Origin of the sequence: Fictibacillus nanhaiensis, from assembly GCF_049537595.1 — a bacterium.
Classification (GTDB): Bacteria; Bacillota; Bacilli; order Bacillales; family Fictibacillaceae; genus Fictibacillus; species Fictibacillus nanhaiensis_F.
On the sequence record NZ_JBMULM010000003.1, the window covers coordinates 154,110 to 179,808 of the forward strand.

Here is a 25,699-nt window from a genome sequence, read left to right on the forward strand (position 1 = left end):
TTTTCTTTTTACTAAAAAATAGGATAAGAAGTCGAAATAGTTAAATATTTTTATGAAAAAGGATAAAATACTAATAGATGGTTAAGTTTGTTAAACATCGGTGACGTTCGGGGGATCAATTATGTGGAAAGTATTTTCGTATTTAAAAGCATACCGTGTCGCGATCGGAGTTGCTTTATTTTTAACGTTAACTGAACTTGGCGTTGAACTTCTGCAGCCGTTGATTATGGCTAAGATTATTGATGATGGCATCTTGAAGAGCGACTTGAGTGTTATAAAGTACTGGGGAGCTGTCATGTTTGGGCTAGCTCTAGTCGCATTTGCAGCAGGAATTGCAAATTCATTCTTCTCCGCACATGTTAGTCAGAACTATGGTTTTGATATTAGACGGCGTGTATTCCAGAAGGTACAGTCTTTTTCTTTTGTAAATTTCAATAAGTTTCCTGCTTCTTCATTAATAACACGAATGACAAATGATGTAACGCAACTTCAGAATACAGTATTTATGAGTTTGAGGATCATGCTTCGAGCACCACTATTACTAGCCGGTGGTGTGATCATGTCTTTAATCGTGAACTGGAAACTGGCTTTACTACTAGTCGTTATATTACCTTTCTTGTTATTTTTCTTAAAATGGGTTCTTCAAACGGCTGGCAGTATGTTTAGAGATGTGCAAGATAAGCTGGATGGTGTGAATCGTGTCATGCGTGAAAATCTAATGGGAATGCGACTAATTAAAGCATTCTTACGGAGAGATTTTGAGAAAAATCGCTTTGAACAAGCGAGTGGAGAGTTGAAGGAAAAAACAGTCTCCTCTCTTCGTTTGATCGAAGTATCGATTCCTGTCTTATTATTTGTCATGAATATTGGAATTCTGTTTATTCTTTGGTTCGGAAGCAGACAGGTGAGTATGGGGTCAATTGAGGTAGGAGAGGTGGTAGCGATCGTAAACTACTCATTCCGTATTTCCTCTGTCTTGACGATAATATCGTTTATTATTATGGCATTCTCACGTGCAAAAGCATCTGCCCAGCGAATTGGAGAAGTGCTAGATACAGAAATAGACCTCATTGAATCTCAAGATACAGACCACTCTCTGAAGATAAGTAACGGAGCAGTCGAATTTAAAAAAGTTTCGTTTCACTATCCAGGAAGTGATGTTCCGGTTCTAAGAGATCTTTCTTTTTCTGTAAAACCAGGAGAGACTTTAGCGATACTTGGTTCAACTGGTTCAGGTAAGACCTCACTCTTTCAGCTCGTACCGAGGCTTTATGATGTAACAGAAGGTGAAGTACTAGTTGATGGAAAAAATGTAATGAACTATCCGATCGAAACCTTGCGAAAAGGTATTGGTGTGGTTCCTCAAGAAGCTGTTCTGTTTACCGGATCAATTTCAGAGAATATAGGTTGGGGTAAAGAGGGAGCTACTTCTGATGAGATCATATCTGCAGCCGTTGATGCACAAATTCATGAGACTGTGGAAAAATTACCGAATCAATATGATACTCGAGTCGGCCAGCGTGGTGTAAACCTTTCTGGTGGACAGAAGCAGCGCTTGTCTATTGCAAGAGCACTCGTTCGCAAACCAAAAATACTCATGCTCGATGATAGTACGAGTGCATTGGACTTGAAAACAGAAGGAAAGCTGTTAAAAGCGTTAAGAACGTATTCTTGTACAACGTTCATTATTACACAAAAGATTAGTACTGCGATGGAAGCTGATCATATTTTGCTTCTAGATGATGGAGCAGTTGGTGCATGGGGTACTCACGCAGAACTGTTGAATACCTCACCGTTATACGTAAAGATCGTTCAATCACAGTTTGGGGAGGAGGACTTTCAGCATGTCAAAGGGTTCAAACAGACCTCATCCACATAATCACTTATTTGGAAAAAAAGTAAAACCAAAAAATTGGGCAAGTACCATCAAACGAATCGGAAGCTACTTTTCTGATCAAAAATTTCTGCTTAGTCTAGTCTTGCTCATGGTCATCATAAGCTCAGCTTTAAGCTTACTCGGGCCATTCTTGATCGGTATGGCTATAGACTCGTATATTGTAAAAGAAAATATAGAAGGACTAAACAAACTTTTATTTGGTCTCATCTTTGTTTTTGTAGGTCAATCTTTGTCTACTTGGCTGCAAAACTATTGGATGATCGGAATCGCGCAAGATACCGTGTTAAGAATGAGAAACGATCTGTTTAACCAGTTTCACCGATTATCGATTTCCTTTTTTGATAAACGGCAACATGGTGAACTGATGAGCCGTGTGACGAATGATATAGAAAACGTCAGTTCCACGTTGAACAGTTCGTTTATTCAAGTGTTCTCAAGCATACTCACCCTCGTTGGAACAGTGGGTGTCATGATCTATTTAAGTCCGATACTGACACTGATCTCTTTATCTATCGTGCCACTCATGTTCTTAGGGTTAAAGTGGATTACGAAAAGAACAGGCGCGCGGTTTAAAGAACAACAAAGAAATCTGGGCGAGATCAATGGTTATATCGAAGAGATCACTTCTGGCCAGCGTATCGTAAAATCATTTTCGCAGGAAAAAAGAGTGATGGAAGAATTTATGGCTAAGAATGAACGGTTGAGAGAGTCTGGATATTGGGCGCAGACCTTCTCAGGCTTTATTCCGAAATTGATGAACGTGCTTAACAATGGAAGCTTCGCGTTAATAGCGGGGATCGGCGGCGTACTTGCGTTGAATGGGAAAGTATCGATCGGTGTGATCGTTATATTCGTTGAGTATTCTAGACAATTCACAAGACCGCTCAATGACTTAGCCAACCAATTTAATACATTATTGTCAGCAGTTGCTGGTGCGGAGAGAGTCTTTGAAATCCTGGATGAATCACAAGAGGAGATGGATGAAACAGGTGCTACTGAACTGTCTGCTGTAAAAGGTAAAGTAGTGTTCCAAGATGTTTCTTTCTCTTATGAGAAGGATGAAAAAACCGTGAGTGGATTGAATTTTTCAGTGAAAGAAGGAGAAACGGTAGCGTTAGTAGGACCGACTGGTGCAGGAAAAACAACTATCGTAAATCTCCTTTCCAGGTTTTACGAGAGCGATAGCGGTCAGATTTTAATCGATGGACATGATATTAAAAAAGTGAAAAGAAGCTCTCTTCGAAGTCATATGGGGTTTGTCCTCCAAGATTCTTTTTTGTTTGAAGGAACCATCCTTGAAAATATACGGTACGGACGTTTAAATGCGACGGATGAAGAAGTAGTGAATGCTGCAAAGCTAGCGAATGCTCATTCTTTCGTTCAGAAGCTGCCTAAAGGATATAAAACGATACTGAACCAAGAAGGAAGCGGCATCAGCCAGGGACAGAAACAGCTTCTATCTATCGCAAGAGCCATCTTAGCGGATCCGTCACTACTGATCTTAGATGAAGCGACTAGCTCCATTGATACGATTACTGAAATGAAGATACAAGAAGCTCTGCAGCGTCTTATGCAGGGAAGAACAAGCTTTGTGATCGCACATCGATTGAACACGATACAACAGGCTGATCAAATTTTAGTCCTTCACGATGGTGGTATTCTTGAAAAAGGGACACATGATGAATTGCTCAAGAACAAGAAATTTTATCATTCTCTCTATCATAGTCAATTAAAGCAAGATGCTTAATCGGTGGATTTAGAATAATAATGAGGCTTTAGTCATAATAAAAGGGCGATTCTTGAAGGAATTGCCCTTTTTTTGTCGTATTGATAGAACATAAGACATTCAGGACTAAGGAGTATAGAATGATCGTTGAGAAGCTGCTTTTACATGTTTTAATTGTTCTTGCACCCGTATTGAGCTATAGCTTTTTGTTCGAACATCGAAAAATAGGCCGATCACCATATTTCTTAGGCATACTATATGGATCTGCTGCATCGCTCTGCATGTATTTTGCCTATTACGATTCCTCACTGTATTGGGATCTAAGGTATGTTCCGGTCGTTCTGTCTATTTTTTATGGTGGTCCAATTTCTGGAATCATAACGATTGCTGCTCTTATGCTGACTAGAACAGCTATGGGTGGCGAAACGCTTTTCTTAGCATATATCGTAGCAGTTATTTCCTGTGCCTTACCTTTTCTCATCTATAAGTACTTCTGGAAATCTAACCCGAAAAAAAGAGTTTATCTTTCGATTATCATAGGCTCTTGGCCCGCGCTTGTTCAGTTAATCATCTTATTAATCTATCTGAATTTTAATCAGAATTTTTTAGTGATTGATCAAAAGTTAGCACTATACATAGGTGTGTTTGGAACCATTCAAATCTTTGCTGTTGTTTTCGCCGCAGTATTAAATGAATCTGTCATTGAAAGAAATTTAATGAAGGACGAGATTCGACGTTCTGAGAAGCAGCATACGCTTGGGGAACTTGCTGCATCAATCGCACATGAAGTTCGTAATCCGCTAACTGTTGTAAAAGGATTTCTTCAGTTGATGGAAGGGGAAGACGAGCGTCATAAGCATTACTATCCACTCATCTTAAGTGAATTAGGCAGAGCGGAAAATATTATCAGTGATTATCTAAACTTTGCCAAACCTGAATTTAAAAAGATCGAAACATTTCCTCTTCCTTTATTAGTCATGGAATTAAGTATTCTATTAAATCCTTATGCGTTAAAGGAAGGAATTTCGCTCACCCATACGATTGAATCAGATGCAGTTCTGACAACGGACCGCAATCAGTTAAAACAAGCTCTAATAAATATTTTAAAGAATGCAGTAGAGGCAACGCCAAAAGAAGGGCGTGTGACAATAAAACTAATGGAAGAGGATGACACTGTTAAGATTATTGTGAGGGATACGGGTAAAGGAATGACTAAAGAACAGCTCGCGCGTGTGGGGTCTCTTTTCTTTTCTACGAAAGAGCAAGGTACTGGTTTGGGTACGATGGTATCTACGCGAATTATTGAATCAATGGGAGGAAAAGTTGATTATACGAGCAAGTTAGGGAAAGGTACGAAAGTCAGTGTCACGCTGCCCCTCACACATCTTCTTAGTAGAGAAACGGTTTAAAAACCGTAAAAAAGGGGAAAATGCTGAGAAGAGGTGAAGCAGCATGGATAACTTTATGTCTGAACTCTTTAAGTTTTTTGGAGGCTTCCTGAATGTCAGCTTATTGTTAGTTGTCATTATTGTTATATTGATTGTGCGCCAAGCTAGAAAGAAAAAGCCAAAAAATGAAGAAGAAGACTATCTTAATCACAAAGAAAAACATTCAAAAGAATGATGTTCAGAAAGCCTGTAGAATTTACAGGCTTTTTTGGTCATTTGTCACATTTTATGTTTTATGTTTAAAGTTTATTTTATTTAACTGTTTGGGAAGGTTTTCTATTTTTTTCGTCGAAGTTACATACACACCATATGTGAAGAAGCACACATCAATGAATCTTTTTTTGAGTGTGTTTTTTTATATCTTTTAAATTTGCCAATCGTAGAACTCACATCGTATAATTTTTGTATAATATTTTGTATATAGTTTGTAAAAGTAGAAGGAAGGTATGCATGTATGAAATCAGTAGCTGTAATTGGTGCGGGTCCTGGTGGTCTAACTGCGGGAATGCTATTAGCCAGTAAGGGATATCAAGTGACAGTATACGAAAAACAACCGTTTATCGGTGGGCGTACTTCTGCTTTTCATCAAGATGGTTATACGTTTGATAGGGGTCCAACCTTTTTAAATATGCCTCACATCTTGGAGGAAATGTTTCAGCTTGCAGATCGACGCTTAGAAGATTATATCGAGTTAAAAAGACTTGAACCGATGTATCAGCTGAAATTTAAAGATGCAACGATTGATTCTACAACTGATCAATCTGTCATGTATAAAAATATAGAAGCGGTCTTTCCTGGCAATGGTGAAGGCTATCGTCGTTTTATGAAGAAAGAAAAAGAGAAGTTCGAAGCACTCATGCCCATCTTACAAAATAAGCATGATTCTTTGTTGGATTATTTACAGCTTAAATTCATTAAAGCTTTGCCGAAGTTAACGGTGATGGATTCATTGCACGATCAACTTTCAAAGTATTTTTCAGATGAAAGACTACGACTCGCCTTTACGTTTCAGGCAAAATATTTGGGCATGTCTCCTTGGGAATGTCCGGGTGCGTTTACCATTCTTTCTTATATGGAACACGCATACGGAGTTTATCACCCTGTAGGCGGTGTGAACAAAATTACAGAGGCAATGGTTAAAGTAATTAAAGAGTACGGTGGTGAAGTAGTCACTTCATCAGGTGTAAAAGAACTCATTATTGAAAAAGGCAGAGTGAAGGGGCTTCAACTCGATTCAGGTGAAGAAGTGTTTGCGGATGAAGTAGTAGTTAATGCAGACTTCGCTCATGCCATGGAAAAGTTGCTGCCTAAAGGATCTACAAAAAAGTATACGAGCGACAAACTAATGAAAAAAAGCTATTCTTGCTCAGCATTTATGCTTTACGTCGGTGTGGATAAGAAATACGACCTTCCGCATCATACGATCGTTTTTTCTGAAGATTATCGTAAGAATGTTGAAGAGATTACGAAGAAGAAGATTTTGTCGCAAGACCCTTCCATCTATATTCATAATCCATCAGTAACAGATCCAACTCTTGCTCCTGAAGGGAAATCAGCGCTTTACATCTTAGCTCCTGTTCCTAACAATTTTAGCTTGATCGACTGGGAACATCATAAGCATGATTTTAAAAAGCTTGTTCTAGAGCAGCTTCAAGAACGAACTGATTTTAAAGATTTGGAACAGCATATTGAAACAGAATATATGTTCACGCCGGTTGATTGGGAAAACAAACTCTCAGTTTATAAAGGGGCAACGTTTAACCTTGGCCATCAATTAACCCAGATGATGTACTTCAGGCCACATAATAAACAAAAAGAAATCGAAGGATTATGGCTAGTTGGCGGTGGTACTCATCCGGGAAGCGGTCTTCCCACGATCATGGAATCTGCCCGTATTACAACAACCATGATGGCAGAGAAACATGACGCAATGGAGGTTCGATCCGTATGAATGCTGGAATTGTTGGCGGAGGTATTGGTGGCTTAATTACAGCACTCTACTTAAGAAAACAAGGTAAAGAAGTTACGATCTACGAGAAAAGTTCCAGACTTGGCGGCAGGCTGAACTTTTTTGAAAAAGAAGGTTACAAAATTGATAGCGGTCCTACGATCGTGCTGCTTCCTGAAATGATCTATGAAATTTTAAGTGAAGTTGGCATTGAGCGGGATGAGCTAGAGCTGATCCTATGCAGTCCGATGTATAAGCTGAATTATCCAGACGGATCTCATTTTTATAAAACGAGTGACTTGCCTGGACAGCTTAACGAAATTAAGAGAATGTTCCCAGGGGAAGAGCAAGGGTTCTTACGTTATGTAACAGATATGTACGATCGTTTTCATCAAGGGAAAACGGCGTTCTTAGATCGTTCTTTCGTAAACCGAAGGGATTTCTGGACACCGAAAAACCTACACACACTTACAAAACTAAAAGCTTATCAATCTGTAAAAAAGTTAGCAGAAGCGTACTTCAGCCATCCTAGAATGCAGGAAGCTTTTTCGTTTCAAACTCTGTATATCGGAGGATCACCTGAAAACTCCCCGGCCATGTATTCGCTCGTGCCATTTAGTGAACATGCTCACGGCATCTGGTATGTAAAAGGCGGATATGGAAGTGTTGTAGATTTGCTCCAAAGAAAGCTAGTCGAGCAAGGTGTGGAGATCCGTTTAAGCACCCCTGTAGAAGCGTTGTCGTTGCAAAGTAACTCGTGTAACGGGGTTGTGACAAAAGAAGGTACTCATCTGCATGACATGGTCATCTATAATGGTGACTTTCCTGGTATTCACCATCTTATTCCGGGACCAAAGCCGGTCAAGAAAAACTACGAATCTTCTTCTGGTTGTTTCCTTTTGTACTTTGGTCTAGACAGAATGTTTGATGAAGCAGATGTTCATCAGTTCTTTATGACGGATCACTTTGATGAACATATGCAAGAAGTGTTCTTACAAAAGAAGTTGCCTCGTGATCCGGCCATTTACACGTTCTATCCTTCAAAAATAGACCCAACACTCGCGCCAGAAGGAAAAAGCGTATTATACGTTCTTGTTCCAGTTCCTTCAGGAGACACCGTAGATTGGGAGTCAGAGAAACAAAGTTATGCAGATTTTATTATTGATTCATTGGAAAAACGAGGCTATCCTGGGCTGAAAGATTCGATCGTGTGGAGCGAGATCCGAACACCAAATGATGCACTCACTGATGGGCTTTACCAAGGTGGCAGTTTTGGTATTGCGCCTACTTTAAAACAATCTGGTGTGTTTCGACCTCAGATTAAACCTCTTCCATACGAAAATCTGTACGCCGTTGGTGCATCAATCCATCCAGGTGGAGGAGTTCCCATCGTTATGCAGAGTGCAAAACATCTAGCCAAATATCTTGAAAGGGCGTGAAACAGTTGGTAACGGTTCAGGAATCCTATTCTCATTGTGAAGAGATCATTAAAGTTCATTCTAAAACCTTTTATAAAGCATTTTCATTTCTACCGGAAGACAAGCGACGTGCCGTTTGGGCCGTGTACTCATTTTGCAGAACAGTAGATGACATTGTTGATGAGGGAGAGAGCCCCAAGGAAGAGCTAGCTGTCTTTAAGGCAGAGTTCAATCAGTTTCTTAAAGGTGAAATTCCTGCAGCCGAGCCAATGTGGATCGCACTGCAGGATGTTTTTCAAAACTTCGAGATGGATCATCAAGCTTTTTTAGATATGGTTAAAGGACAAGAAATGGATCTGTATAAGACACATTACGAAACTGTGGAAGAGCTAGAGTACTATTCGTATCACGTTGCCAGTACAGTCGGTTTGATGCTATTGCCGATATTAGCACCTGAACAAAAAGAGGGGCTTCGCGAAGGAGCGATCGCGCTTGGGATCGGCATGCAGTTTACGAATGTATTGCGCGATATTGCGGAAGATCTGGATCGTGACAGAGTGTATGTTCCCTCGAATGTGATGGCTGAATATGGTTATACGGAAGAAGATTTGAAGAATGAAGTGGTAGATGCTCGTTTTATTGCGTCATGGGAGAGTATAGCGCTTCGTGCGGAAGTCTTTTATGCAAAATTCAATGAAACATTAGAGCACTATCCGATTGAATCACGAATGCCTGTGCAGCTAGCAGCGATTTATTACCGAGAGATTCTAAACAAAGTTCGTAAGCAGAATTATAAAGTGTTTAATGGAAGAGCATTTGTATCAAGTGTTGAAAAAGGAGATCTGTTAAAGCAGATTGCTGTGAAATAGCTTGATACTAGTAAAAGAGCTGATAAACCAGGTGGTTGTTGCCTGTGTTATCAGCTCTTTTTGAATTTATACGTTTCTGTTTTAGTTGGTCAATTTCTTTGAGAGAGGGGTATAGAGCAGTGTAGTAAAGAGTCGAGTCTTGTCGACTCGCCGATATATCTGTAAAACTCGCCGTATTCTGGCCGAATCTCGCCGTATTAATTCAGTAACTTCTAGAATTATAGGTGAAATTTCTAGTATTAACGAGTTGCATACCCCAGATGGTATATCCAAACAGCGGTTGCAAGTGCAAAAACAGTTTACATTTAAGGAGCTAAATCGACTAAGACAGTTTAATTCATAGAAAAGTACTCTTAAAAAGGAAAAACTTTAAACAATACTATAAAAACAGCACCATGTGTTCTTCATCGTGATATTGATCGTCTACTTTAAGGGCTTTTTCTTCATATCCATATGTTTTGAAACCGAGTGAAGTGTAGAGGTTCTTTGCTTTTTCATTGTTAGCTTCAACGGTTAAGTTCAGTTTTTCAAGAACAGGTATACGTTTTGCCTGTTCAATAACGGCTTTCATCAAAGAGCGACCGACACCTGCTTTACGGTTATTAGCGCTTACGTACATGGCATAAATGTTGCCGCGGTGCTGCATTTTCAAAGCTTTTTCTTGAACTAACGTTACATTGCCTATCAACTGATCTTCATCGAACATGCCAAACGTAAAACTTCCTTCTTCTTGTAATCTGCTCGCTACTTCCTTTAGTGGATCTTTTCTCTGTATCGCTTCTTCATAGCTTGAAGCGAACGCTTCTGGATTTGATTTTAATGCTTCAAGTCGAAGCTCCCAATAAGCTTTTGCATCTTCAGGTTTTAAGAGACGGACTTCCATGCAATATCCCCCAATGTTTTTAAAAATTAGTGTACCACAAAATGGAAACAGTATGAAAGATGAATTTAAAAACGAGCAAACGCTTAGGGCGTTTGCTCGTTTTCATTCATTTATGATAACTGTTTGGGGACTGACCCCTTCAGCAGTTCACGGGCGACATTGCGGCCGCTCATGATGACCATCGGGGAGCCGCCTCCAGGATGCGTTGTACCTCCAGCAAAGTACAGATTACGTATATCTTTAGAGCGATTAGATGGGCGGAGGAACGTGTTCTTGCGTTCGTTGGCTGATATACCATATAATGCTCCTCGAAAAGCTCCAAATTTAGCTTGTATGTCGTGAGGGGTTATCATCTTCTCGTGAAGGATATGCGGCCGTATATGAAGACCGAACGACTCTAGCCGGTCATATACTAGTTGTTTGTATAGCTCATACTCATCCAGGCTCTTAGAAGAAGACGTTCCAATAGGCGGTGCGTTAACCAATATAAAAAGGTTGTCTCCTTGGGGTGAGACGGATGGATCCGTTACAGATGAATTTGAAATATAGATGGTTGGATCATCGGGATAATCTCCGTCGAATAACATTTGGAATTCTCGTCTGTAATCTTTTGAGAAATACACTTGATGATGCAGCAGGTTGTCTAACCGTTTGTTTAGTCCTACTAATAGAACAAACGCAGAAATCGAAGGTGAATAGCTCCCCACTTTTTTATTCTTCATAGAAGGTCTGTAGCGTTCTTCTACGAGTTTAGGATACGCTTCGAGCAGATCTCCGTTCATTACGACAGCATCGAACGCCACTTCATCTCCGTTTGAAAGAATTAGAGATTTTGCTTCAGCGTCTGTCACGTTTATTTTTTTCACTTCTACTCCGGCATGCAACTGTACCCCAAGTTTTTCTGCCAGTCGCGCCATGCTTTCAGCGATCTTCACGTTGCCGCCTTTTACGTAATAAACACCTTGTATCATCTCTAGATAAGCGATTAGAGAGAATGTAGCAGGTGCTTGAAAGGGCGATGAACCTATGTAAGTGGCATACCGATTGAAGGTTTGCAGTAATAGCGGATGCTTAAAGTATTTATGATGAAAGCTGTCCATGGATTGCAGCGGTCTCACTTTCGTAAAAGCATTAAACAGTGACGGTGAAAGATAATCTTTCATACTCGTAAAGGTTCTAGGGAAAAATTCTTTTTCTGCTAGATGATACAAACGAGTCACTTCAGAAAGATAATCGTGATAGCGCTGTGCCGCATAGGGATCAAGTTTCTTTAATTGATTCATCACATGATCCACATCAGTAGACATCTCGAAAATTTCGCCATTGCTACCAATATTTCGAGTATGCGTATCTAATTTGATCCATTCAAAATAGTCTCTAGGGTCCTCACCTGCATCCAAAAACACCTCATCAAATATTTGAGGCATCGTGATGGTGTTCGGTCCGAAATCAAACGTGTGAGAACCTAAAGCTACAGGCATCAACTTACCGCCAAAATGCTCGTTTTTTTCATAAATATGAACCTCACATCCGTTACTAGCAAGTGAGATGCTTGCCGATAATCCGCCAAGACCGCCACCGACAATTGCGATTTTTCTCATTGATAAGAACGTCCTTTCCATTCGTAGCCTTGCTTTTTCAGTGCTTTCCACATAGAGGCATTCACTAGCACGACCAACCCTACTGCGGATAACGGCATGGTGAAAGCAAGATAAGCTTTTTGTCCCGTTAACAGATCGACATATGCCTTTTGAATGACTGTAATGAAGTAAGGAAGCAGCCATAACAATTGATCAGTGAATATGCCATATATGAAAAAGAATAAAGGAGCTATGTAAAATCCGGTATAAAAAAGAGATAAGAAAGCAACAAGTAAGATGGAACGTCCTAATCCAGGAAACAAGTTCTTTGTAAATCCGTTCCAAACTTCTTTATTGGTCGAGTACATATAACAAGAAACATATTTCGTTACATTGGCGAGAACAACTTTATAACGCGCTCGTTTCATGGTTTTGGCTAAGTCTACATCATCAACTAATGAATTCTTAATGCTAGCATGACCACCAATGGCCCGGTAATCCTTACTCTTAAACAACATGAACGCACCGTGTGCTGCTGTTGCTGGAGGCCATTTTGTAAAGTTAGCAAAAAGTAGAGGAAGATGAAAAAGGATAACAAAATGCTGCAGAGGAACAATTAGCTTCTCAAAAAAGAGAGTTACAGGAAACTTTGGAAACCCAGATAATAGACTAGCTTTTCGCTTCTTCAATAATGCGAGTGAAGTCTCAATCGTATGGGGATGAAGCCGAACGTCCGCATCGATAAACAAAAGATAATCACCTTTTGCACTTTGACTAAGCTGGTGACAAGCATGCACTTTACCTGCCCAGCCAGAAGGAAGCTCTTTCCCTTGTAAAACGCTGAAACGGCTATCGTGGTCGATGTGTTTCAACAGCGAGTTATATGTATCATCATCTGAATGATCATCTAGGATAGTAAAGGATATTTCACGATATGTCAGTCCTTTTAAAGTGCTGACGAGACCAGCGACGTTTTTCTCTTCATTTCGCATCGGCACAAAAACAGCAACCCTCTCTGAATGAGAAGCCTTGAATGAGGGCTTTTTTAGAGAGGGTAAAAAGAGACTATTAAATAGGGTTGCTGCTAAAAAGAGAGTGGCAGCTGTAATAAATAGGAGTACCATGGATATCACCTTTCCCTTGTGCTGTAAGCTATATTGCGATTTAGAGAAAGTGGTTTATTGTTAATGCGATATAAACTCAACAAGATGATGCTAGCGAAAGTCACACCGAATGAAGCTAGATACAGCTCGGAAGTTAATCCTAAAACTACGAACATGCTGGTGACCATCAAAAACACAGCGATCGTACGAGAATGCCAATATGGATGCTGAGTGGTTGCAGTTTTCTTCGTAATGTTCAATCCAGTAACTAAAATGATATGAAAGAAGCTAGCCAAAAGAAACCAGCCAACAAAGTTTTGTAAAGGTATTCCATAGTAGATCCCTGATCCATCCCAGAACCAGTAACCTTTAACAAGGTAAGCGACAGGATCAATAATCCCATCCATGACAACTGCGATCAGACCACCTGTAACCACATAGAGTGGTACTTTTATAGCAGTTTGACCTTTAAATGGTTTAACGATTCCACCAGCGATCGCGTGAGAGACGGCTAAAATCATCACCCACGCGAATCCGATAGCAACTGGTACGCCTAACCATTGTAAACCGAGCTGATCGCTATAATTATAATGACCAAAAATCAGGCCAGTCTTGACGCCGATACTCTCTGCTACGATACTTCCAAACAGAACGAATAGAGTGAAAATAGCGCCAAAGTTACCGTACGTTCGATAAAAGTAAAATCCTCCAAGAATACCGCATGCAATTAAAAACACACTGTTTGCCCACTCAAGAGCAGGAGGGAGAATATCAAAAACAAGAAGTATTAATCCTACGCTGTACCAAAAGATAAAGAACCGAAAAAGTACTTTATCAATGGTGCCATGCTGCTGTGCTGGTTGCAATATTACCCGATCTCCTTTGAAACATTTTTTAAATCTTCACCTATTAAATCAGCTGTCAGCTGTCCTGATAGAGTTACCATTGGAACGCCGCCGCCAGGATGTGTAGAGCCCCCAACGAAATACAGATTATTAAATTGGTTGCTTCTGCTCGGAATTTTAAAACCGCCGTTCATCTTACGATCCGTTCGAATGCCATAGATGGAGCCACCGTTCGGTCCGTAAAGTTCTTTTAACGTGTCAGGTGTAAACGTGTATTCCCATTCTACGTGCTGGCGCAGGTCTTTAGCTCCCATTCGCTCAAGCTTGTTCAAGACGAGTTCACGATAGCTCTCAAGGTTGCTTTCCCACGTTTCGCCTTCTTTAAGAGGTGGTACATGCGTTAGGACGAACCAGTTATCTTTACCTTCAGGTGCTTGCGTTGGATCAGTTTTTGATGAAATTCCCACATAAACTGTTGGGTCATCTGCAAGAATACCCGTGTTAAAGATTTGATCAAATTCTCTTTCCCCACTTTGAGAGAAGAAGAAATTGTGATGCGCAAACTCATCGTACTTCTTATCGACTCCAAGCAATAATACGAGTCCTGATACAGTGGGTTCGTATTTACTTAGATCTTCTGCCGCTTTTTTAGCTTGCGGATGGTTGGAAAGAAGTGTCTTGTATGCTGGGATCGCTTCTAAGTTAGAAACTACGATATCTGCATACAGCTCTTCGCCGTTCTCAAGTTTTACGCCTTTAGCCGTAGTGCCCTCTGTTAAGATGCCAACTACTTTTTGATTCGTTCGAACATCAACGTTATATTCGTTTAAAACACTTAAGATCGATTCAGCAATTTTGTACATTCCGCCTTCCACATAATAAATACCAAGGCCAAGCTGTACGTGAATCAGCTGAGAAAGAACGGCAGGTGCCTGATATGGGGAGGAACCGATGTACATGATGAAGAAATTAAATAGTTGTTGAAGGTGTTTGTCTTTAATGAACTTTTTCGTTGCTTGGTCCATTGATTTCACAGGATCCATCGCAAGAAGTTCTTTGAAGCTGTGAAGAGTACGCAGATCGTTCAATCCAGATAAACTTTTCTTATAGAAACTCTTCATGCTAAGTTCATACATTTGGCTGCAATAATCCAGATACTTAAAGAATGAAGCAGCATCTTGCGGATTCACTTTATTGATTTCCTTCAGCATCTCTGGCAGGTCGCTCGTCACATCAATCACAGTGCCATCTTCAAAAAAAGTTCTCCACTGTGGCTCGATACGCTGGATGTTTATGTAATCGTGGATGTTCTTTCCAGCTGATTCGAACAGCTGTTCAAGTACCCATGGCATCGTTAAGATCGAAGGGCCCGTATCAAAGGTATAACCTTTTCCGGAACGCTGATTGAGTTTACCACCGATACGTTCATTCTTTTCGAGTACAGTTACTTCGTGTCCATCAGCTGCCAATCGAAGAGCTGCTGATAGGCCTCCAAGTCCGCCGCCTACAACTAACACTTTTTTCTTCATCAAAATCCTCCTCGGTATTGGGATTGAAAGGTTAAGGTTGTTCCTTAGCTGTTGCTGTACGACTGTTCCTCTGTATTGTATAGTTTATGTACAACCATTGTAAAATTATTGAACGCTTTTTCAACATATTTAAAAAGTGATTCTTTAATTTCAGTTCTTGACTGAATATATGAATTCCTCTTTTTTTAAGAATTGTTTGAAAAAAGAATACAAAGCCAAAGCTGTAACTATAACTTTTTTTCTGAAGGAGACAGTCGACATGTTTTCTACCCTTTTGTATCTATCGATCATGTGGCTTTGTGGATGGTTCATGCTATGGAATATTCGCACGCTAAGTGCTAAAGGTCCCCATGAACCACATTCTGTTTCAGTTATTATTCCCGCAAGGAATGAGGAAGCAAACTTAAAAAAATTATTGCCGACATTGAGCAGCCAAAGTATAAAGCTTCATGAAGTGATTGTTGTTAACGATGATTCTGAAGATCGAACAGAAGAAGTCGCTCGGGAGTTCGGTGTTACCGTGGTAAAGCCAGAACGTCTTCCAATCGGTTGGTTAGGCAAACCATGGGCATGTTGGAATGGAGCAAAACATGCTACAGGCTCTTTATTGGTATTTTTAGATGCAGATCTAGAAATAGAGAGAGACGGAATTGAACGCTTGTGTGGTGAATGGGAAAGAAACGGGGGATTGATCAGTGTTCAACCGTTTCATCAGATGAAGAGTGCCGGAGAAAAATTATCTTCGCTCTTTAACATAATCGTCATGGCGGCCATGCAATGCTTTACGGTATTTCGAAAAAAACCTGCTGGAGCATTTGGTCCGTGTCTTATGGTCGACCGAGAAACGTATACAGAGATAGGTGGTCATGAAGGGATTAGACATCAAGTTCTTGAACATATGGAAATGGGCAGAGTAGCTATGAATCAAAATGTGAACGTTACTTGTTTCTCAGGATACAAGGCGGTTTATTTTCGAATGTATGCAGAAGGTCTTTCAGCACTATTTTTCGGATGGTGTAAAAGCTTCGCACTTGGTTCTGCCAAAACCCCATTTATACCCCTAGTGTTAACTGTTGCCTGGATTACCGGAGGAATAAGTCTTGCTATCCAGCTTCCATTTTTAATGGTTCAAGATGTGAGCGAAATGGTGATTTGGGGAATCTTCTATCTGCTTTATGCTATTCAGATTAAGACCTTAATGAAGAAGATTGGAACGGCTACGTTTTTTTCAGCTTTAACACACCCTGCGCACTTCCTGTTTTTTTCTGTGGTGTACATTTGGTCTTTTATTTTGAGTGTGATCAAAAAAGAAGTAAAGTGGAAGGGTAGAGAAATCTCGGTTTCTGAAAAAGGAGATGCGTAAATGCTGATTGAACTTTCTCCGTTTTGGACGGTAGTGATCAATATACTTGCTTGGCTTATCTTTCATTTAACGGTGGCTTATATCATTCATGTAATTCCTTTTTCTAACTTTACAAAGGAGAGCAGATGGGATTCAGCTTTTGGTTGGGAAAACAGTGGAGGATGGTATGAAAAAATAGGAATACGTAAATGGAAAACCATACTGCCAGATGGTGGTGATTTTTATAGAGGAGGATTCGCGAAGAAAACATTAGAAGGGGATTCTTTAGAGTATTTAGCTCGTTTTTTAGCAGAAACACGCCGTGCAGAATTAACGCATTGGCTGTCTATGCCACCCGCTCTATTGTTTTTCTTGTGGAACCCTGTCTGGATCGGCAACATCATGATTGTGTATGCCGTTCTGTTTAATCTACCCTTTATTTTTATCCAAAGATATAACAGGTTCAGGCTGATTCGAATCCTGGATCTTAAGAATAAGACACTGGAACGGAAGAGGAGGAACGTTGTTGGATATTTCGAAGGACCTTACGGAAAAGCGGAAAACTGAACATATTAGAATAAGTTTGAACGAAGATGTTGAAGGCAAAGGCATTACAACAGGACTTGAAAATTATCGATTCATACCTAACGCATTGCCTGAATTAACATTTGATGAAATTTCGCTTACAACCACATTTTTAAACAAAGAGATGCGTACGCCTTTTTTGATATCTTCCATGACAGGAGGAACAGAAACGGCTTATCAAATAAATCAACAGTTAGCACTGGCTGCTCAAGAAAAAGGATGGGCGATCGGCCTCGGATCAATGAGAGCTGCGGTTGAGAACGAGGATCTTGCTTATACGTTTCAGATTCGGAAGTATGCTCCTGATATTCCGATCTTCGCGAACATTGGAGCGGTTCAGCTCAATTATGACTTTGGGATTGATCAGTGTAGACGGGCGGTCGAGATGGCTGAAGCAGACATGCTCGTTCTTCACTTGAATACACTACAAGAAGTGTTTCAGCCAGAAGGAGATACAAACTTTTCTCATTTACTTTCTAAGATCGAAGAAATTGCAAATTCTCTTCATGTGCCAGTCGGAGTAAAAGAAGTAGGAATGGGGATTGACGAAAAAACAGCAGACCGACTTACAGCGGCGGGAATTCAATTCATTGATGTGGCTGGTGCAGGTGGAACGTCATGGATACAAGTAGAGAGCTATCGTTCGAACAACAGTATTCGAAAAGAAGCAGCGGAAGCCTTTCTAGACTGGGGACTGCCGACTGCTGAAAGCATACTCGCGGTCAGGAAGAATAATTTTTCCACTCCATTGATTGCAAGTGGGGGGCTCAAAAACGGTGTCGACGCTGCAAAAACCATTGCACTAGGTGCTAATCTAGCTGGTTTTGGAAGACTGCTTCTTCCATCAGCTGTAGAAAATGATGTTGAGGCGCTGCTCATACAGATGGAACGCATCGAGTTTGAGATGCGTGCAGCGATGTTTGGTATAGGTGCTGGTCGTATCGAAGAACTCGCACATTCAGAACGACTTGTTAAGAAGGCATAAAAAAAGCGCTCCTGTAGTCAGGAACGCTTTTTGTTTACATTATTTTAAATCATCAAGTGTCTCTTCCATGTCATCAAATTGGTTTTGAACCTTTTTAGATGGATTTTTCGTTAATGAGCTCACAATGAGAATTGCGATTAAGCTTAAGAAGAATCCTGGAATCATCTCATACACTTGTTCTTTAAGGTCTGGGAACTGTACCCACGTAAGGACTGTAACAGCACCAACGATGATACCTGCTAAAGCACCCCACTTCGTCATCTTCTTCCAGAAGAGACTTAACAGAATAAGTGGTCCGAACGCTGAACCAAATCCTGCCCATGCATAACCTACTAGGCTAAGAATGGTATCACTAGGGTTTAATGACAACAATACAGCGATTACGGCTACAATAAGTACCGCAATACGGCCAATCATAACGAGTTCCTTCTGAGAAGCATCTTTCTTTAAGAATTGCTTATAAAAGTCTTCTGTTACAGAAGAGGATGTTACTAACAACTGAGAAGAGATCGTACTCATGATTGCAGCTAGAATGGCTGCTAATAAGAAACCAGTAATTAGCGGGTGGAACAACAGGTTCGCAAATTCGATAAATACTGTTTCAGGATCTGCAAGTTCTCTTCCTTCTCTTGCAAACCAAGCAACACCAATCAATCCTGTAAGAGATGCACCGATAAGAGAGACAATCATCCAGCTCATACCGATTCTTCTTGCTGTTTTAATATCTTTTACAGATGTGATCGCCATAAAACGAACAATGATATGTGGTTGTCCAAAGTAACCTAATCCCCAAGCTAAAAATGATATCAACCCAAGAGTGGTCAAACCTTTTGTTGCTTGAAGAAGGGATGGGTCAACCCCGCGAACCGTATCAATAACTGTTTGCGTGTCACCGATATCTGTAAATGCAACGATTGGCACTAAGATCAATGCGACAAACATGATACAGCCTTGAACAAAATCCGTCCAACTTACTGCAAGGAATCCACCAAATAGTGTATAAGCTACAACTACCCCAACTGTAATCAACATACCAGTTAGATAAGTTGTACCGAATGCACTTTCAAACAGCTTACCGCCAGATACAAGTCCAGCAGATGCGTAAAGTGTGAAGAAGATTATGATTACAAGTCCAGAAACGATACGTAGAATTTTTTGTGTATCGTTAAAACGATTTTCAAGATAATCAGGAATGGTGATGGAATCATCTGCGACTTCCGTATATGTTCGAAGACGAGGTGCTACAAGAATGTAGTTAAGATAAGCACCGACAGCGAGTCCAACAGAGATCCAAATCGAGCTGATCCCATCAGTGAACATCGCACCTGGAATACCCATCATCATCCAACCACTCATGTCTGATGCTCCGGCTGAAAGGGCAGTAACTGCAGGACCTAATCCTCTTCCACCCAACATGTAGTCATTTAGATCAGATGTTTTTTTGTAAGCCCAGTACCCGATATAAAGCATACCGGCCATGTAAATAACTAAAGAAATAATAACTCCTGTTTGCATGTAAAAATTTCTCTCCTTTTCTTTTTTCATGAAATGGGTCATGTTAGTTTGCTCAACGGATGACTTGTTTATGAAAAAGTTGGCAGGTTGTTTCTTAGAGCTTTTTATTTGCAAATAGAGCTTGCGAGGAATAGCAGAAAAAACTTGAAGTCAAAAGCGCGGTCGATAAACGCATTAAAATCTTGCCGGATTCATTTGAAACCCAGCATCAACTACAAGAAAAAAGCAAAGCCGATGTGTGAATTGAAAATAGGTGGCATCCGTTTTGAGCAAAAAACGTGCCCACTTCTTTTCAGAACATGTTTAACACTATAACAAAAATTCCAAAAAGAATGCAAATCATAACCGAAAGATGCTATTCTGACAGGGTTAAGCTACAATAGAATGCAAAGACATTAGCCTAAGGAATGATATGGTTTTGAGTATTTTATTAGTTGAAAATTTATATAAAACATATGGTGAAAAAACGCTATTCGATGATATTACTTTTTCGATCAGCGACAAGCAAAGAATCGGGCTCATTGGACCGAATGGCACAGGTAAGTCCTCATTATTGAAAGCAATAGCTGGGTTGGAACCTGCTGAACGAGGAACATTATCTCATGCAAATACTTTTCAGATCGAGTATGTGGCACAAGAACCAGAACTAGACGAAGATTTATCCGTTTTAGATCAAATTTATTTCGGAGATTCACTCATCATGAAGACGATGCGTGAATACGAACAAGCTCTACTCGATTTAGAGTCAGATCCATCGAATGAAAAAAAGCTGAAGCGTCTGATGAACAGCCAGCAAAAGATGGATGAGAATGAGGCATGGGAAGCGAACACTATCGCAAAAACAGTGCTCACAAAGCTTGGACTTCGCGACTTTTCTCGTCAAGTGAAGCATTTAAGCGGTGGGCAAAAGAAGCGTGTTGCGATCGCAAAAGCACTCATTCAATCTGCAGATCTACTGATTTTAGACGAGCCTACAAACCATCTTGATAATGAGACGGTCGAATGGCTAGAAACGTTCTTAGGAAACTATAAAGGCGCCTTATTAATGGTTACCCATGACCGTTATTTCCTAAACCGCGTAACAAACAACATCTTTGAGCTCGATAATGGAAAACTCTATGTTTATGAGGGGAATTACGAAACGTACTTAGAGAAAAAGGCGGAACGTGAAGAAATCGCCCTTCAGAACGAAGATAAGCGACAAAACACACTTCGCCGCGAATTAGCGTGGTTGCGCCGCGGTGCTAAAGCGAGAACTACAAAACAGAAAGCTAGAATTCAACGAGTGGAAACTTTACAAGAAGAAACAGGTCCTGCAGCGAAAGGCTCTGTTGAGTTTGCGATCGGATCACAACGACTTGGGAAAAAAGTGATTGAAGTTGAAGGCTTGAGCAAAAGTTTAGATGGAAAAGAGCTAGTTAAAAATCTTGATTACTTGATTGTTCCTGGTGAACGACTTGGAATCATCGGGCCGAATGGAAGCGGAAAGACTACATTACTAAATATGTTGGCAGGCAGAATGGCACCAGATGCAGGTTCCGTTGAAGTAGGGGAAACGGTTAAGATCGGCTACTACACACAAGATCATGAAGAGCTCGACGGTAACTTGCGCTTAGTCGATTATATTAAAGAAACGGCGCAAGTCATCACAACAGTAGATGGTCAGACGATTACGGCTGAACAGATGCTCGAACGTTTCCTGTTTCCTCGCTATATGCAATATACGTATATTCGCAAGTTATCTGGTGGGGAGAAGCGCCGCTTGTACATGCTAAAAGTGTTAATGGAAGAACCGAACGTGCTGTTTTTGGATGAGCCGACAAACGATTTGGACATTCAAACGTTAGGGATTTTAGAAGAGTATTTGGAGAACTTCCCTGGCGTAGTGCTAACTGTTTCTCATGACCGTTACTTTTTAGACCGTGTCGTCGATCACCTTCTAGCATTCGAAGGGAACGCAGAGGTTGTAAGGTTTCAAGGCAGTTATTCGGACTATATGAATGAGAAGAAAGAGCGTGATGAACGGGCCGCTGCGGTGAAAAAAGAGGCCTCATTAGTAGAGGTAACTGAACTTCCTGCACAGCACCGTAAAGAAAAAAAGAAAAAGCTCTCGTACAAAGATCAGCAAGATTGGGATACGATTGAAGAACGAATCATGAACTTAGAAGAGAAAAAGGAACAGATTGAATCTGAGATCGTCGCTGCAGGAAGCGATTTTGGCAAGATCAGCGAGCTAATGGCTGAGCAGAAAAAAGTCGAGAACGAGCTTGAAGCCGCGATGGAGCGATGGGAAGAGCTCTCTCTGTTAGTGGAAGAACTGAATAGTTGAGTTGATTGGATGGGCACCTCTTGCTGTTAGCAGGGGGTGTTTTTTTTTTGGAAAGGGAGGTTGGCGTTATTTGTCGAAAAGCCTATAAATGATTTTGAAGGCCTATAAAATTACTTGAAGGACCATAAATTTTTTTGAAGGCCCATAAATAGAAATTTAGGGCCTATAAAACCAAATTTAGGGCCTATAAAAATAACTAATACTAAAAAAGGATTTTCCACCATAGTTAGCGAATCAACTGTTCATGTCCAAGTATAATAGGAAGTGATAAATTGATTAAAAAAACTAGAACCAAACCGCTTAAACTATTAAAATTTGAAGTTTTATTAGAAAGAATTCTCCCAAATCATACTCAGAAGCAACTGATTGAGACCAACTATAGAAAATACCTAGCAGGCTTTAGAGGAGAGTTAACGCTAGATTATTACCTTTCTGAACTACTAAAGGATAATTACCACATTTTCCACGATTTGCGAATCCCCAGATACGATAACAATCAACTTTGTTTCCAACTAGACGCATTAATTCTCCACCCAAGATTTTGTATCATAATTGAAGTTAAGAACTTAATAGGAAATTTATATTTTGATCATCAATATGATCAGATTGTGCGTACTAGAGAAGGGATAGATGAAACTTTCCCAGACCCTGTAAATCAAGTTGAAATACAAAAGAAACATTTGTTTAATTGGCTATATAGACACAAATTCCCTCTAATTCCGATTCATACTCTAGTTGTAATCACGAATCCAAAATCTTATATTCGAATTTCCCCAAAGTACGGATTAAACGCACAAAAAATTATAAGAGGTAGGACCTTACCTAACAAAATCAAAGAAATAGAAATGTTAGAATCTGAAGTTATTCTTCAAAATCGAGATATGAAAAGAATTTCTTCTCTGCTCTTAAAAGAACATACTTCGCATAATCCTGACATTTTAAAATTGTTCAGTATTCATCGCAATGAAATTTTAACTGGTGTGTTATGTCCGAACTGTACTCAGATCGTTTTAATTAGAATAAATCGAAACTGGTTGTGTACAAGGTGTTCCAAAACTTATATGAATGCTCATAAAAAAGCAATCATTGATTATGCACTTTTGTTTAGTCCTGTGGTCAAAAACAAAGATCTACGATCGTTTCTCCACATGCAATCACAATCATCCGTAAAAAAACTCCTCTATAGTATGAAACTGAAGCCGAACGGTGAAAGAAAAGCCGCTACCTACACCATACCTTTACCCAAATAAAATCCCAAATAAAAAACCCCCATCAAAAGATGCGGGCTAGCAAACAGATTTACTTAAAACACCTTCGTCGTCCAGCTTTCACAGTTCCAGACGTCATTTGCAACTTCTTTATAAAATTCAGGTTCATGGGAGATCAACAACACACTACCTTTGAAAGCCTTCAGTGCACGCATTAACTCGTTTTTTGCTTCTACGTCTAAATGGTTTGTTGGCTCATCAAGAACAAGAACATTGTTTTCGTGGTTGATAAGTTTACAAAGACGAACCTTTGCCTTTTCTCCACCACTGAGCACTTCTACTTTACTTTCGATGTGTTTAGTCGTTAGACCACACTTCGCGAGAGCAGCACGAACTTCATGATGTGAGAAACCAGGAAACTCGCTCCAAATTTCATCGATACATGTATTGTAGTTCGCGGACTTCACTTCTTGCTCGAAGTAACCGATCTCTAGGTTTTCACCGCGCTCAACGGAACCTGAAACAGGCGTAATCTCACCAAGAATGCTACGGAGCAATGTTGTTTTACCGATACCGTTCGCACCGACTAGAGCGATTTTTTGACCGCGTTCCATACGCAGGTTCAACGGTTTAGAAAGTGGCTCGTCATAGCCGATAACAAGATCTTTCGTTTCAAAAATCAACTTGCTTGGTGTGCGTGCTTCTTTAAAATTGAACTCTGGCTTTGGTTTTTCTTTAGCGAGTTCAATAACATCCATCTTATCGAGTTTCTTTTGTCGGGACATGGCCATGTTTCGAGTGGAAACACGTGCTTTATTACGTGCAACGAAATCCTTCAATCCGGCAATTTCTTGCTGCTGACGTTTAAATGCTGCTTCCAACTGAGACTTTTTCATCTCGTGAACGGATTTGAAGTGGTCGTAATCTCCAACATAACGGTTCAATTCTTGATTTTCCATGTGGTAGATCAGGTTGATAACACTGTTTAAGAACGGAATATCATGGGAGATCAAGATGAATGCATTTTCGTATTCTTGCAGATAACGCTTGAGCCACTCGATATGCTGCTCATCTAGATAGTTTGTTGGCTCATCCAGCAATAAGATCTCTGGCTTTTCTAATAAAAGCTTAGCAAGCAATACTTTCGTACGTTGTCCACCACTTAAATCATGTACGTCACGATCTAAACCGATATCATCAAGACCAAGTCCGCGAGCGATCTCTTCAACTTTCGCATCGATCACGTAAAAGTCGTTGTTCGTTAACGTATCTTGAATGACGCCAACATCTTCAAGCATCTTTTCGAGCTCTTCGGGTGTTGCTTCACCCATCTTTTCGTACATGCTGTTCATTTCGTTTTCCATGTCGAGCAAGTATTGGAACGCACTTTTCAATACATCGCGGATCGACATGCCTTTTTGTAGAACCGTGTGCTGATCAAGATAGCCGACACGCACCTTTTTAGCCCACTCTACTTTACCTTCATCAGGCTTTAATTTACCTGTAATAATATTCATAAAGGTTGATTTACCTTCACCGTTCGCACCGATCAAGCCGATGTGCTCACCTTTAAGCAGGCGGAAGGAAACATCATTAAATATGGCACGATCGCCAAAACCATGGCTTAAGCCTTGCACCGTTAAAATACTCATCTATATAACACCTTTTCTGTCAGTAATTTGTACCCTCTTGATTATAGTATTGAATGGGGAAGGAACTCAATAGGTGCATACGTAATCATAAAAGAAAAAGCACCCATGGAAGATTTTCCAAGAGTGCTTTTAATGTCATCTATTCCTGCTCACCAGTTCGGTTCTTAAATGCTTCTTTCGTTGCAAGGTTCACTGAATCTGTTTCATCCGACTTTTCAACCAGTCGATTTTGAAGGGTGTTATCCGGAAATCTTCCTGGATGACCCTGTTTTTTATGTTCGAATGATTTTCCTCGTGCCATATTTTTTCACTCCTCATCTCTTTACAACGTATTGTGTCCAAGAGAAGAGGGAATTATGAATGTTAAAAAGGTTTCACTACCATTAGAATGATTATAACAACAGCTAAACCATGTAGAGAATAAATATAAGGATCCAGCTGTCTATCAACCGTACGGTAAGATTCAGGAAGGTCATCACCTTCATGCGAATTCAGAATGTCACTCATCTGCTTCTGTTTTTTTGGAATGATGCCAATAACAAGAACTTGTGCAAGGACATATATAACTAATGAAGAGATATACCAAAATTCACTAAATAGTGCAGTATTTAAATAACCTAATAAAAGTCCAGATGCAAGAAGTGTTAAACTGCCAATCTTCGGTAGAGTTTCAATCTTTGCGTTAACTTCAAGTGCAAAGCGAGCTTGGTTTGTAGTTTTAGCAAATTTAGTTACGACTGGCATCGCGAAGCTTGCGCCGAGTCCAACTATTGCTGCTAAGATGTGCAAAAGTACGATTGATTCGTAAAACGTCATTAAATTTCCCCCTTTAAATAT

The 25,699-nt window shown here is 40.2% G+C and carries 21 protein-coding genes; 12 read left to right on the forward strand and 9 right to left on the reverse strand.

Features of this window, described 5'->3' with window-relative positions; all coding sequences use genetic code 11:
* The first annotated feature begins 121 nt into the window (after positions 1 to 121).
* The 7 genes from ACOZ9X_RS16115 (at position 122) to ACOZ9X_RS16145 (ending at position 9,306) form a co-directional block, all read left to right on the forward strand.
* Complete coding sequence (locus ACOZ9X_RS16115) at positions 122 to 1,879, forward strand: ABC transporter ATP-binding protein (RefSeq protein WP_423419095.1); 1,758 nt, start codon at positions 122 to 124, stop codon at positions 1,877 to 1,879.
* On the forward strand, positions 1,845 to 3,644 hold the full coding sequence (locus tag ACOZ9X_RS16120; RefSeq protein ID WP_423419096.1) for an ABC transporter ATP-binding protein: 1,800 nt from the start codon (positions 1,845 to 1,847) through the stop codon (positions 3,642 to 3,644). The genes ACOZ9X_RS16115 and ACOZ9X_RS16120 overlap by 35 nt, the downstream gene beginning before the upstream one ends.
* A gap of 119 nt (positions 3,645 to 3,763) precedes the next feature.
* Positions 3,764 to 5,032, forward strand: coding sequence for an ATP-binding protein (locus ACOZ9X_RS16125; RefSeq protein ID WP_423419097.1), 1,269 nt, complete (start codon positions 3,764 to 3,766; stop codon positions 5,030 to 5,032).
* Between the two features lie 43 nt (positions 5,033 to 5,075).
* Positions 5,076 to 5,246 (forward strand): hypothetical protein, encoded by a 171-nt coding sequence (locus ACOZ9X_RS16130; protein ID WP_186320649.1) that lies wholly within the window; start codon positions 5,076 to 5,078, stop codon positions 5,244 to 5,246.
* Between the two features lie 279 nt (positions 5,247 to 5,525).
* Entirely contained in the window at positions 5,526 to 7,022 is a 1,497-nt protein-coding gene (locus ACOZ9X_RS16135) for a phytoene desaturase family protein (RefSeq protein WP_423419098.1), read from the forward strand.
* Complete coding sequence (locus ACOZ9X_RS16140) at positions 7,019 to 8,458, forward strand: phytoene desaturase family protein (protein WP_423419099.1); 1,440 nt, start codon at positions 7,019 to 7,021, stop codon at positions 8,456 to 8,458. The genes ACOZ9X_RS16135 and ACOZ9X_RS16140 overlap by 4 nt, the downstream gene beginning before the upstream one ends.
* Positions 8,459 to 8,463: 5 nt before the next feature.
* Complete coding sequence (locus ACOZ9X_RS16145; protein WP_423419100.1) at positions 8,464 to 9,306, forward strand: phytoene/squalene synthase family protein; 843 nt, start codon at positions 8,464 to 8,466, stop codon at positions 9,304 to 9,306.
* Between the two features lie 379 nt (positions 9,307 to 9,685).
* On the opposite strand, the gene ACOZ9X_RS16150 is transcribed toward ACOZ9X_RS16145, so the two are convergent.
* The 5 genes from ACOZ9X_RS16150 to ACOZ9X_RS16170 form a co-directional block, all read right to left on the reverse strand.
* Positions 9,686 to 10,189 carry a GNAT family N-acetyltransferase gene (locus ACOZ9X_RS16150; RefSeq protein WP_423419101.1) on the reverse strand — a complete coding sequence of 168 codons (504 nt, stop codon included), beginning with the start codon at positions 10,187 to 10,189 and terminating at the stop codon, positions 9,686 to 9,688.
* A gap of 110 nt (positions 10,190 to 10,299) precedes the next feature.
* On the reverse strand, positions 10,300 to 11,790 hold the full coding sequence (locus ACOZ9X_RS16155) for a phytoene desaturase family protein (RefSeq protein WP_423419102.1): 1,491 nt from the start codon (positions 11,788 to 11,790) through the stop codon (positions 10,300 to 10,302).
* Positions 11,787 to 12,893 (reverse strand): glycosyltransferase, encoded by a 1,107-nt coding sequence (locus ACOZ9X_RS16160; protein WP_423419103.1) that lies wholly within the window; start codon positions 12,891 to 12,893, stop codon positions 11,787 to 11,789. Before ACOZ9X_RS16160 ends, ACOZ9X_RS16155 begins: the two co-directional genes overlap by 4 nt.
* A gap of 5 nt (positions 12,894 to 12,898) precedes the next feature.
* Positions 12,899 to 13,738, reverse strand: coding sequence for a carotenoid biosynthesis protein (locus ACOZ9X_RS16165; protein ID WP_423419104.1), 840 nt, complete (start codon positions 13,736 to 13,738; stop codon positions 12,899 to 12,901).
* A 2-nt stretch (positions 13,739 to 13,740) separates the two neighbouring features.
* Positions 13,741 to 15,246: a phytoene desaturase family protein gene (locus tag ACOZ9X_RS16170; protein WP_423419105.1), complete on the reverse strand. Its 1,506-nt coding sequence runs from the start codon at positions 15,244 to 15,246 to the stop codon at positions 13,741 to 13,743.
* A gap of 259 nt (positions 15,247 to 15,505) precedes the next feature.
* Here ACOZ9X_RS16170 and ACOZ9X_RS16175 point away from each other — a divergent pair, with 259 nt between their 5' ends.
* From ACOZ9X_RS16175 to fni, 3 genes are read left to right on the forward strand one after another with little or no spacing between them, the layout of a single operon-like run.
* Complete coding sequence (locus ACOZ9X_RS16175; protein WP_423419106.1) at positions 15,506 to 16,609, forward strand: glycosyltransferase; 1,104 nt, start codon at positions 15,506 to 15,508, stop codon at positions 16,607 to 16,609.
* Positions 16,610 to 17,155 (forward strand): glycosyl-4,4'-diaponeurosporenoate acyltransferase, encoded by a 546-nt coding sequence (locus ACOZ9X_RS16180; protein WP_423419107.1) that lies wholly within the window; start codon positions 16,610 to 16,612, stop codon positions 17,153 to 17,155.
* Complete coding sequence (fni, locus tag ACOZ9X_RS16185) at positions 17,115 to 18,158, forward strand: type 2 isopentenyl-diphosphate Delta-isomerase (protein ID WP_423419108.1); 1,044 nt, start codon at positions 17,115 to 17,117, stop codon at positions 18,156 to 18,158. Before ACOZ9X_RS16180 ends, fni begins: the two co-directional genes overlap by 41 nt.
* 39 nt (positions 18,159 to 18,197) lie before the next feature.
* On the opposite strand, the gene putP is transcribed toward fni, so the two are convergent.
* Positions 18,198 to 19,673, reverse strand: a complete 1,476-nt coding sequence (gene putP, locus ACOZ9X_RS16190; protein WP_423419109.1) for a sodium/proline symporter PutP — start codon at positions 19,671 to 19,673, stop codon at positions 18,198 to 18,200.
* A 418-nt stretch (positions 19,674 to 20,091) separates the two neighbouring features.
* Here putP and ACOZ9X_RS16195 point away from each other — a divergent pair, with 418 nt between their 5' ends.
* Both ACOZ9X_RS16195 and ACOZ9X_RS16200 read left to right on the forward strand, forming a co-directional pair.
* Positions 20,092 to 22,002 carry an ABC-F family ATP-binding cassette domain-containing protein gene (locus tag ACOZ9X_RS16195; RefSeq protein WP_423419110.1) on the forward strand — a complete coding sequence of 637 codons (1,911 nt, stop codon included), beginning with the start codon at positions 20,092 to 20,094 and terminating at the stop codon, positions 22,000 to 22,002.
* Positions 22,003 to 22,274: 272 nt separating this feature from the next.
* Entirely contained in the window at positions 22,275 to 23,252 is a 978-nt protein-coding gene (locus ACOZ9X_RS16200) for a nuclease-related domain-containing protein (RefSeq protein ID WP_423419111.1), read from the forward strand.
* Between the two features lie 53 nt (positions 23,253 to 23,305).
* Here ACOZ9X_RS16200 and ACOZ9X_RS16205 read toward each other — a convergent pair whose 3' ends face one another.
* From ACOZ9X_RS16205 to ACOZ9X_RS16215, 3 genes are all read right to left on the reverse strand, one after another.
* Positions 23,306 to 24,862, reverse strand: coding sequence for an ABC-F family ATP-binding cassette domain-containing protein (locus ACOZ9X_RS16205; RefSeq protein ID WP_423419112.1), 1,557 nt, complete (start codon positions 24,860 to 24,862; stop codon positions 23,306 to 23,308).
* A gap of 139 nt (positions 24,863 to 25,001) precedes the next feature.
* Entirely contained in the window at positions 25,002 to 25,163 is a 162-nt protein-coding gene (locus ACOZ9X_RS16210) for a hypothetical protein (RefSeq protein WP_186320646.1), read from the reverse strand.
* 62 nt (positions 25,164 to 25,225) lie between these two features.
* On the reverse strand, positions 25,226 to 25,678 hold the full coding sequence (locus ACOZ9X_RS16215) for a DUF2269 family protein (protein WP_423419113.1): 453 nt from the start codon (positions 25,676 to 25,678) through the stop codon (positions 25,226 to 25,228).
* Positions 25,679 to 25,699: the final 21 nt, after the last annotated feature.